Below are 8432 nucleotides of genomic sequence, written 5' to 3' on the forward strand. Positions count from 1 at the left end.
CGGCACCTGGTGCCGCCAACGGTCCCTACTCGTGATCTGTCCGCCCCGTCCGTGACGTACGGCCGGGAGGCACACGCGTAGGGAGACGTATGCGTTCCGAGGAGTCCCGGTCGGCCGCCGCGCCGGAGCCCGTTGACCCCGATGTCGACATGACGGACATCCGTCAGCGCCGGGAGCTGCGGCGCTCGCACTACGGCGTGCTCGGGGTGGTCGCCGTCGGCGGTGCGATCGGCGCGGTCGCCCGGTACGAGGCGGGGCTCATATGGCCGACGCCCGAGGGCGCCTTTCCCTGGACCACCTTCCTGGTCAACGTCGTCGGCTGTCTGGTGATCGGGGCGTTCCTGGTCGCCGTCACCGAGATCTTCACCGCCCACCCGCTGCTGCGCCCGTTCTTCGGCACGGGGGTGCTGGGCGGGTTCACCACCTTCTCCACGTACTGCGTGGACGTCGAGCGCCTGGTCGACGGCGGACACGCGGCGACCGCGCTCGCCTACCTCGTGGCGACCCTCGCGGCAGCGCTCGCCGCCGTCCTCGCCGGCGCGTGGACCACCCGCAGGCTGCTGGCCGATCGGAGTGCATCATGACCGCACGTACCCGCCCCGCGGTGCGCCTGACCGTCCTGGTCGACGACACCGACACCTGGCACCACAAGCCCATGTGCAGCGAGATCGTGCACCGCGCCCACCGGGCGGGTCTCACGGGCGCCTCGATCTTCCACGGCATGGAGGGCTTCGGGGGGCGCCAGGTCGTGCACACCACGCGGCTGCTCTCGATGGCCGACGACCTGCCCGTGGCGGTGGTGATCGTCGACACCGAGGAGCGCGTGCGGGCGTTCCTGCCGCAGCTTGAGGAGCTGGACATCGAAGGGCTGATCACGCTGGAGCCTGTCCAGGTGGTCGGGTTCGACGGCGCAGAAGACGACGCAGAAGGGGACCAGCGGTGATCGACCTGCTGCTCGTGATCGTCGGTGGCGCGGTCGGCGCGCCCCTGCGCTACCTCACGGACCGCTCGGTCCAAGGCCGGCACGGCACGGTGTTCCCGTGGGGGACGTTCAGCGTCAACGTCGCCGGCTCGTTCGTCCTCGGTGTCCTGACCGGCGCCGCCATGTCGGGCGCCACCGGGCACCACCTGCAACTGCTGCTCGGTACGGGCCTGTGCGGGGCGCTCACCACGTACTCCACGTTCTCCTTCGAGACGCTGCGGCTGTTCGAGAGCGGCGCGCGGTTCTTCGCCGCGGCCAATGTCGTCGCCTCCGTGGTGGCCGGGCTGGGCGCGGTCTTCGTCGGGTTCGCGCTGGCCGAGTCCTTCTGAGGCGCCGCGAGCTGCCGCCGCTGCCGGAGGGCGCGCGGGTCGCCGGCCCGATTGTGGCGTAACGACCGGGGGCTTCGGCAGGTGGCCGTACCGGTCCACCGGCCGTGCGCGCGGGCGACGCACCGCCCGCCGTGGCCCCGACAAACGCCGCGGCCTCACTCCGCCGGCGCGTCGGCCGCCAGGCCGCCCAAATGCTCCGCCAGCTGGAAGAGGGCGGGCAGCGCGCCGGCGACGGCCCGGCGCTCCGCGTCGCCGAGCGCGGCGAGCGCGGCGTCCATGCGGCGCTCGTGCGCGGCGGTCCACGCGGCGAGCTGGTCGGCGCCCGCGTCGGTGAGGGCGACGACGGAGGCCCTGCGGTCGGCGGGGTCGACCTCGCGGCTGACGAGACCCGCGGTGATCATCTGGCCGATCAGCCCGCTGACGGTGCTGGGCGCGAGGCGCTGCCTGGTCGCGAGGTCGCTGATCCGCGCCGGCGAGTGCTCCCCGAGCACCTGCAACAGCTCGACCTGCGCCATCGGGAGGGTCTCCCACGGGTAGTCCGTACGGATCGACGCCCGCAGCGCACGGCGCAGCCGGGTCACGGCCTCGGTGAGCAGGCGGGCGTCGGGCGCGTCGCTCGCGGGCGCGGGCTGCGGCGCCCCGGGGCGGGACTTGGCGGGCATGGGGGCAAGGTTAGAGCCTCCCCCACGGGGAGGGCGGGGCATGCGGGCCCCGGCCTCCCCGCGCGGGCCGCGCCGGCTCGGGATCTGACGCCTCGGACCTTCGTCGGCCCGGGTGCGCGGTCGGAGACTACTTCTGCCAACCGACCGTCTCCGGCAGCGGGTTGTAGAAGATGGTCGCGCCGACGTTGGCGAGGCCCTTCTTCACGGCGTACGTCGAGGGGCCGCTGTACAGGGGCAGGAAGGCGTACTGCTTGAGCGCCTCGCGCTCGACCTTGTTGGTGGCCGCGACCTGCTGGTCGAGATCGGCGATCCGGGTGGTGGCACGGATCTCCTTGTCCAGGGCTGGTGTGCCCGCGCCCGTGATGTTGGAATCGCGGTCCGAGCAGTAGAAGTCGCACAGGTAACGGGCACCGAAGGGATCCATGGACCGGTTGCCCGAGAGGAAGAGGTCGAACTTCCGGTCGCTGATGATCCTGGAGAAGTCCGCTTCGTCGGCCTTCCTGACGACGAGCCGGACGCCGACCGGTTTCAGCATGGCGGCGAAGGCACCCGCGGTCGCCTTGCTCAGCGGCTCGTCGCCGAGGAGTGTGTAGCCGACTTCCAGCTTCCTGCCGTTCTTGGTGCGGACGCCGTCGGGACCGGGCTTCCAGCCGGCCGCGTCGAGCGTCTTCCTGGCCTCGGCGGGCGAGTACGTGAGGACGGCCGAGAGATTGTCCCGGTAGCCCTTCTGGAAGCTGTAGAGCACGGCCGAGCCCGGCAGGGGCTCCCGGTAGTCGAGCCCCTGGAACTGGATCTTCGCGATCTGCGAGCGGTCGACGCTCTCCTCCACGGCCTTGCGGACGGCCGGGTCGGAGAGGACGGAGGACTTCGTGTTGAAGTAGAGCGAGTACTCGAAGGGGCTGCCGCCGCTGCGGATCTCGGTGCCCTTGAGGCCCTTCAGTTGCTTGAGGCTCTCCGCGTCCACGGCTGAGGTGTAGTCGAGCTGGCCGTTCTTGAACGCGTTGGTCGCCGCGGTGGTCTCCAGGTTCACGTACACGCGTTTGTCGAGCTTGCCCTTGCGGCCCCACCACTTCGGGTTGCGCACGAAGGTGATGTCGCCCGAGTGGGTGTCCCACTGGGAGACGGTGTACGGGCCCGCGCCCCACTCCGGATGGGCCTTCTTCAGGTAGGCCTTGTTGAAGTTCCCGACCGTGGCGGCCTTGGGGTGCAGGAAGGTCGTGAACAGCGTCGACCAGGAGGCGTTGACCCCCTTGAAGTGGATCACTGCCTGTTTGGCGTTCTCGCCCTTCTCCACGGAGGTGATCTGGTCGTAGCCGTCGGTGGAGGACGCGTCGAACGCCTTGTTCGACCCGTTGTTCGCCTGCCAGGTGGCCCGGATCGCCGTCCAGTCGATGGGAGTGCCGTCGTTGAAGGTCGCCTTGGGGTTGATCGTCAGGGTGACCTGCTGGTTGCCGCCCACGACCGCGACCTTCACGTCGCTGTAGTAGTCCGGGTTGTACTGCACCGTGCCCGTGGGGGAGTAGGTGATCGCGTCCGCGTTGTACCAGGCCCAGACCCGGGCCGCGGTCAGGGTGGCGTTGACGTTGAACGGGTTGCCCTGGTCGTCGAAGGTGCCGGCGGTCGTGTAGGTGCCGCCGTCCTTGATCTTGTCGTAGGGCTGCGGGTTGTAGTCGACGGCGGCGGACGCCGCCTTCGGCGCGTCCTTCTCGTCCGGGCCCGCCGCCTTCTTCCCGGAGGAGCTCTGGCACGCGGTGGCGGCGACGGAGAGGGCGGCGACGAGGGCAACGGGCAGGGCCAGTCTTGCGCGCATGGCGAGAAGATCCTTCGGGGTCGGTGGAGCGGACGCGGGAGCGGCACGAGACGTGCCTGGGGCGGGAGGGGCCGGCCGGGACCGGACACCGCGGTGATCGGGGCGGCGGTGCGCCCGGCGCGGCGCCGCCGCCTCAGACGGCGTGGCAGGCGTACTGGTGGCCGGGGCGCCCGTCCGTGTCCGTCGGCAGGGGGCGTTCCGTGCGGCAGCGCAGGCGCACCTCGTCGCCTGCGAGGCGGTGGAGCGGACATCGGTCGACGAAGACGCAGCCCGCGGGCAGCCGGGCCGCGCTCGGCTGCTCGCCCTGGAGCACGACGCGTTCGCGTGCGCGCTCCCGCACCGGGTCCGGCACCGGGATCGCCGACAGCAGCGCCTTCGTGTAGGGGTGCCGCGGATCGGCGAAGACCGTCTCGGTGTCCCCGGTCTCGACGATCTGCCCCAGGTACATCACCGCCACACGGTCGGAGATGTGACGGACCACGGCGAGGTCGTGGGAGACGACGAGGTAGGCGAGCGACAGCTCGCGCTTCAGTCGCGCCAGCAGGTTGATCACCCCGGCCTGGACGGACACGTCCAGCGCGGAGAGTGGCTCGTCGAGGGCGAGCAGCTTCGGTTGTGTCGCAAGGGCCCTGGCGATGCCGACCCGTTGACGCTGGCCGCCGGAGAGAGCGGCGGGGAAACGGTCGCTGACCACGGGGTCGAGGCCGACGAGGAGCAGCAGTTCCTCGACGCGGGAACGGATCGATGCCCGGTCGCGCCCCGCGGCCCGCAGAGGCTCGGCGAGCAGCTGGAAGACGGGCAGGCGCGGATCGAGGGACCCCAGCGGGTCCTGCATCACGATCTGCACGTCGCGTCGCAGCGCACGGAGGCGCGCGCTGGGGCCCTCAGCGCCGACGTCGACACCGCCGATCTCGATCCGCCCGCTCTCGGGCCGCCTGAGCCGCAGGATTTCGAGCAGGGTCGTGGTCTTGCCGCTGCCGGACTCGCCCACCAGCCCCAGCGTCTCACCGGCCCGCAGCTCGAAGCTCACCCCGTTGACAGCGTGCAGGGTGCCGACCCGGCGCTTGAGGACGGCGCCCCTGGTCACAGGGAACGTCCTGGCGAGGTCCTCGACGCGGAGCACCACCTCGCCGGCCGCCGTGCGGGCGGAGTCCTGGCCCCGGTCGTCCGCCGCCGCGCTCCCGGTGGGATCGAGCGAGCCGTCGGCGACCGCGTCGGCGCGCACGCACGCCACGTCCCCGTGTCCCGGCACGGCCCGCAGTTCCGGCTCGGCCGTGCGGCACGCGTCGACGGCCACGGCGCAGCGGCTCGCGAACGGGCAGCCGACCGGGAGGCCGACCAGGGCCGGGGGCTCCCCGCCGATCGGGACCAGGGGCCGGGGCACGCCGCTTTCCACGGTCGGAACTGCGGCCAGCAGGCGCGCGGTGTAGGGCATGGTCGGCCGGCGGAACAGTTCCTCGACGCCGGCCCGCTCCACGAACCGTCCCGCGTACATGACGGCGACGTCGTCCGCGTGGCCGGCCACGACCCCGAGGTCGTGCGTGATCAGGACGAGGGCCGCCCCGGTCTCCTGCTGCGCCAGCCGCAGGACGTCCAGGATCTGCGCCTGCACGGTGACGTCCAGGGCGGTGGTGGGTTCGTCGGCGACCAGGACGGGCGGCTTGTTGGCGATCGCCAACGCGATGACGACGCGCTGCCGCATCCCGCCGGAGAACTCGTGCGGGAAGGCTCTCGCACGGTTGCGGGGGTCCGGGATCCCGACGAGGTCGAGCAGTGCGACGGCCTGCTCCCAGGCCACGCGCTTCGTCAGGTCCTGATGGGTGCGGAGGGCGTCCGAGAGCAGCCGGCCTACGGAGAAGATGGGGGTCAGGGCGGACAGCGGATCCTGGAAGACCATGCCGATGGACTTGCCGCGCACCCGGGACAGTGCCCTGTCGCCCAGGCCGACGAGGTCGCGTCCGCCGAGCAGCACCTGTCCCCCGAGGGACGCGCTCGGCGGCAGCAGGCCCATGATTCCCATGGCCGTGGCGGACTTCCCCGAGCCGGACTCGCCGACGATCCCGAGCGTGCGGCCCGGCAGCAGGTCGAAGCTGACGCCGCGCACCGCCTCTACCGTGCCCGCCTCCGAGGGGAAGGAGATCCGCAGGTCTCGCACCGAGAGCACGGGAGTGGACGTGCTGCCGGGCGGTGCGGTGGTGGACGGAGCCGTCGTGGGCGTCATCGACGTCCTCCTGCGCCGGTCGCTGATCCGGGGTCGAGGGCGTCGCGCAGCCCGTCGCCGACAAGGGTCATCGACACGGTGAGCAGGACGACGAGGCCCGCGGGGAAGACGAAAAGCCAGGGCGCGCTCGTGATGGTGCCCGCGCCGTCCGCGAGCATCGTGCCGAGGGAGACGTCCGGTGTCTGGACACCGAACCCGATGAAGGACAAGGCGGTCTCGCTGAGGACCGTCGCCACGACACCGAGCGTCAGATTGACGATCAGGAGCGACCCGAGGTTGGGAATGATGTGCCGCAGGATGATGCGCGCCGGGCTGATGCCCATGAACTCCGCGGCCGTCACGTAGTCCCGCTCACGCAGGGAGGTCGACACGGACCAGATGACCCGCGCGGTGGACATCCAGCCGAACACCGTCAGCACGACGATGAGGACGCGCCAGTCGCCGGCCAGCCGGTTGGAGACGAGGGCCAGGATCAGGAACGAGGGCACGACCAGCAGGAAGTGGATGACGGCGAGTGTCGCCTTCTCGACGCGGCCGCCGAAGTACGCGGCACTGGAACCGATCACCGCCGCGACGACCACGGTCAGCACGGAGACACTGACGGCGATGGCCAGGGAGCGGCGCAGACCGTGCACGGCGGACGCGTAGATGTCGTTGCCGCCCTGGTTGGTGCCGAACCAGTGCTGAGCGCTCGGCGGCTGGGTGAGGGCGGTGAAGTCCGCGTCGGAGTACGCGTAGGAGGTGAAGAGGTCGCCGAACACGCTGAACAGCACCAGCAGGAGAAAGATCACCACGCCGGCGACGGCGGGGCGGTTGCGCAGGAAACGCCGCGCGTAGAGCCCGGTGAGGCCGTGGCGCCTGCCGGTGGCGCGCGGGGGCGGGGGCGAGGGCCGTGCGGAGTGCGGCGTTGCCGGGGACGGGGCGCCGGCCGTCAGGTCCGCGACCACGTCAGCTCACCCGCACTCTCGGGTCGAGGAAGACCGTGGCGATGTCGGCAAGTATCGCGCCGATCGCCGTCAGAGCGGCGGCGAACGCGGCCGTGGCGACCGTGCCGTGGACGTCGTTCTTGCTGATGGTCTGGATGAAATAGCTGCCCATGCCGCTCCAGCCGAAGATCGTCTCGGTGATGATGGCTCCGGTGAAGATGGCCGGGACGCTGAACGCCACGGATGTCGCCGTCGGGATGAGCGCCGTCCGCAGGGCGTGCCTGCGGATGGCCTGGCTCCGGGTGAGCCCCGTGGCCTGAGCGGTGCGCACGAAGTCGGCGTTGATCGTGTCGAGCAACAGGGAGCGCTGGGTCAGGTGGTAGCCGACGTAGCCCATCAGGGTCAGGGTGAGGGTGGGCAGGATCAGGTGCAGGAGGCGGTCGCCGAGGGTGGGGAACAGCCCCTGGACGCCGGGCGAGTTCTCTCCTGCGACGTAGAGGAAGTGCAGCCCCGCGTGCTGGTTGAGCCAGATGGCGACGAACACGACGGCGAGCGCGGCGACCGAGGTCGGGATGTTGAACACCACGATGGACACCGCCTGGGACACCCGGTCGGCCCATCCGTAGTGCCGGGCCGCCGTGTAGACGCCGAGGGCGACGCCCACCAGCACGGAGAGGACCAGCGAGAGGACGACCAACTCCGCGCTGACGAGGGAGCGGTAGCCGATCTCGCCGTTGACGGAGACGCCGGTCGGCGACTTACCCCAGTCGAAGTGCAGCACGACGGAGGTGAGCCAGTCCCACCACCGGTGCGCCAGCGGCTCCCGCGGGTCAAGGCCGTACGGTGCGAGGGCCCGGTCGATCTGCGACTCGCTGCGGGCGGGCCGCAGGTCCTTGAAGTTCGACCGGGGGTCGAGGAACCAGCTGGCGAGGAAGTACGTGGCGTTGGTGGCCGCCACGATCATCAGGAGCCAACCCGCCGCCTTGCGTGTCACATGGCGCACCACGGGTGCCACCTCCCCTTCACGCGGGCGAGGCGCGCTCTGGAGTGCGCGGATCCTGGGGGTCTTCGCATGGGGACGTGGTGCTCTCTGGGGTGGTGGAAGGGGCGCACCGAGGTGGTGGAAGGGGCGCACCGAGATGGCGGGAGGGGCGCACTGACGTGCCGAAACAGTCTGACCACGGCCCGTTCCCCCGCACCAGCCCCAGGCCGCCGATGCCACGAGAACGACATGCCGCCGTATCAAACGACGCGCGGAAGCGGGGTCTCCCGTCGGCGCTCGACGCGTGCGTCCTGTTGTGAGGTGCCGAGGCGCCGCCGCCGGTGCCCCTGACGGGCGGCGGGAGTGGCAGGACCGGCGGCGGATTTCCGGCTCAGGTCGCCGGGTCCGCACGCGCGGGCCTGGCCGGGGCGCGCCCCGGCCTCACCGCGCGGTGGCGGCCCGGCCGTCGCGCCGTGGGCGCCCGCGCCCCGCGGCCGCCGCCGAGGCGATCGCGGCCCGC

8 protein-coding genes are annotated in these 8432 nt (G+C 71.6%); 3 read left to right on the forward strand and 5 right to left on the reverse strand.

The genetic code is table 11. From position 1 onward, the window contains the following. Window positions 1-149 precede the first annotated feature (149 nt). Genes crcB (ABEA77_RS30495) through crcB (ABEA77_RS30505) form a run of 3 tightly spaced genes read left to right on the forward strand, consistent with a single transcriptional unit; the run spans window position 150 to window position 1311 of the window. Window positions 150-584 carry a fluoride efflux transporter CrcB gene (gene crcB / locus ABEA77_RS30495; protein WP_345654758.1) on the forward strand — a complete coding sequence of 145 codons (435 nt, stop codon included), beginning with the start codon at window positions 150-152 and terminating at the stop codon, window positions 582-584. After that, window positions 581-943, forward strand: a complete 363-nt coding sequence (locus ABEA77_RS30500) for a DUF190 domain-containing protein (protein ID WP_345654761.1) — start codon at window positions 581-583, stop codon at window positions 941-943. Before crcB (ABEA77_RS30495) ends, ABEA77_RS30500 begins: the two co-directional genes overlap by 4 nt. Then, the gene (crcB, locus tag ABEA77_RS30505) at window positions 943-1311 is read left to right on the forward strand and encodes a fluoride efflux transporter CrcB (protein WP_345654779.1); all 369 of its coding nucleotides are present in this window, start codon (window positions 943-945) and stop codon (window positions 1309-1311) included. The genes ABEA77_RS30500 and crcB (ABEA77_RS30505) overlap by 1 nt, the downstream gene beginning before the upstream one ends. A gap of 155 nt (window positions 1312-1466) precedes the next feature. Here the strand turns inward: crcB (ABEA77_RS30505) and ABEA77_RS30510 are convergent, their stop codons facing one another. The 5 genes from ABEA77_RS30510 to ABEA77_RS30530 all read right to left on the reverse strand — a co-directional run bounded on the left by ABEA77_RS30510 (window position 1467) and on the right by ABEA77_RS30530 (window position 7936). Further along, window positions 1467-1973 (reverse strand): MarR family winged helix-turn-helix transcriptional regulator, encoded by a 507-nt coding sequence (locus ABEA77_RS30510; protein ID WP_345654764.1) that lies wholly within the window; start codon window positions 1971-1973, stop codon window positions 1467-1469. A gap of 127 nt (window positions 1974-2100) precedes the next feature. Beyond that, the gene (locus ABEA77_RS30515; protein ID WP_345654767.1) at window positions 2101-3783 is read right to left on the reverse strand and encodes an ABC transporter family substrate-binding protein; all 1683 of its coding nucleotides are present in this window, start codon (window positions 3781-3783) and stop codon (window positions 2101-2103) included. A 133-nt stretch (window positions 3784-3916) separates the two neighbouring features. Continuing rightward, window positions 3917-6004, reverse strand: coding sequence for a dipeptide ABC transporter ATP-binding protein (locus ABEA77_RS30520; RefSeq protein ID WP_345654770.1), 2088 nt, complete (start codon window positions 6002-6004; stop codon window positions 3917-3919). Further along, window positions 6001-6951: an ABC transporter permease gene (locus ABEA77_RS30525; RefSeq protein WP_425588422.1), complete on the reverse strand. Its 951-nt coding sequence runs from the start codon at window positions 6949-6951 to the stop codon at window positions 6001-6003. Before ABEA77_RS30525 ends, ABEA77_RS30520 begins: the two co-directional genes overlap by 4 nt. 1 nt (window position 6952) lies before the next feature. Further along, window positions 6953-7936 (reverse strand): ABC transporter permease, encoded by a 984-nt coding sequence (locus ABEA77_RS30530; protein ID WP_345654773.1) that lies wholly within the window; start codon window positions 7934-7936, stop codon window positions 6953-6955. Between the last annotated feature and the right edge of the window lie 496 nt (window positions 7937-8432).

This window comes from Streptomyces tremellae, from assembly GCF_039540215.1.
In the GTDB taxonomy this organism is placed as follows: domain Bacteria; phylum Actinomycetota; class Actinomycetes; order Streptomycetales; family Streptomycetaceae; genus Streptomyces; species Streptomyces tremellae.

What these genes read in the sequence shown, in the direction of transcription:
- ABEA77_RS30510 (WP_345654764.1), bottom strand. Translation starts at nt 1,973, where the DNA reads ATGCCCGCCAAGTCCCGCCCCGGGGCGCCGCAGCCCGCGCCCGCGAGC.
- crcB (WP_345654758.1), top strand. Translation starts at nt 150, where the DNA reads ATGACGGACATCCGTCAGCGCCGGGAGCTGCGGCGCTCGCACTACGGC.
- ABEA77_RS30515 (WP_345654767.1), bottom strand. Translation starts at nt 3,783, where the DNA reads ATGCGCGCAAGACTGGCCCTGCCCGTTGCCCTCGTCGCCGCCCTCTCC.
- ABEA77_RS30520 (WP_345654770.1), bottom strand. Translation starts at nt 6,004, where the DNA reads ATGACGCCCACGACGGCTCCGTCCACCACCGCACCGCCCGGCAGCACG.
- ABEA77_RS30500 (WP_345654761.1), top strand. Translation starts at nt 581, where the DNA reads ATGACCGCACGTACCCGCCCCGCGGTGCGCCTGACCGTCCTGGTCGAC.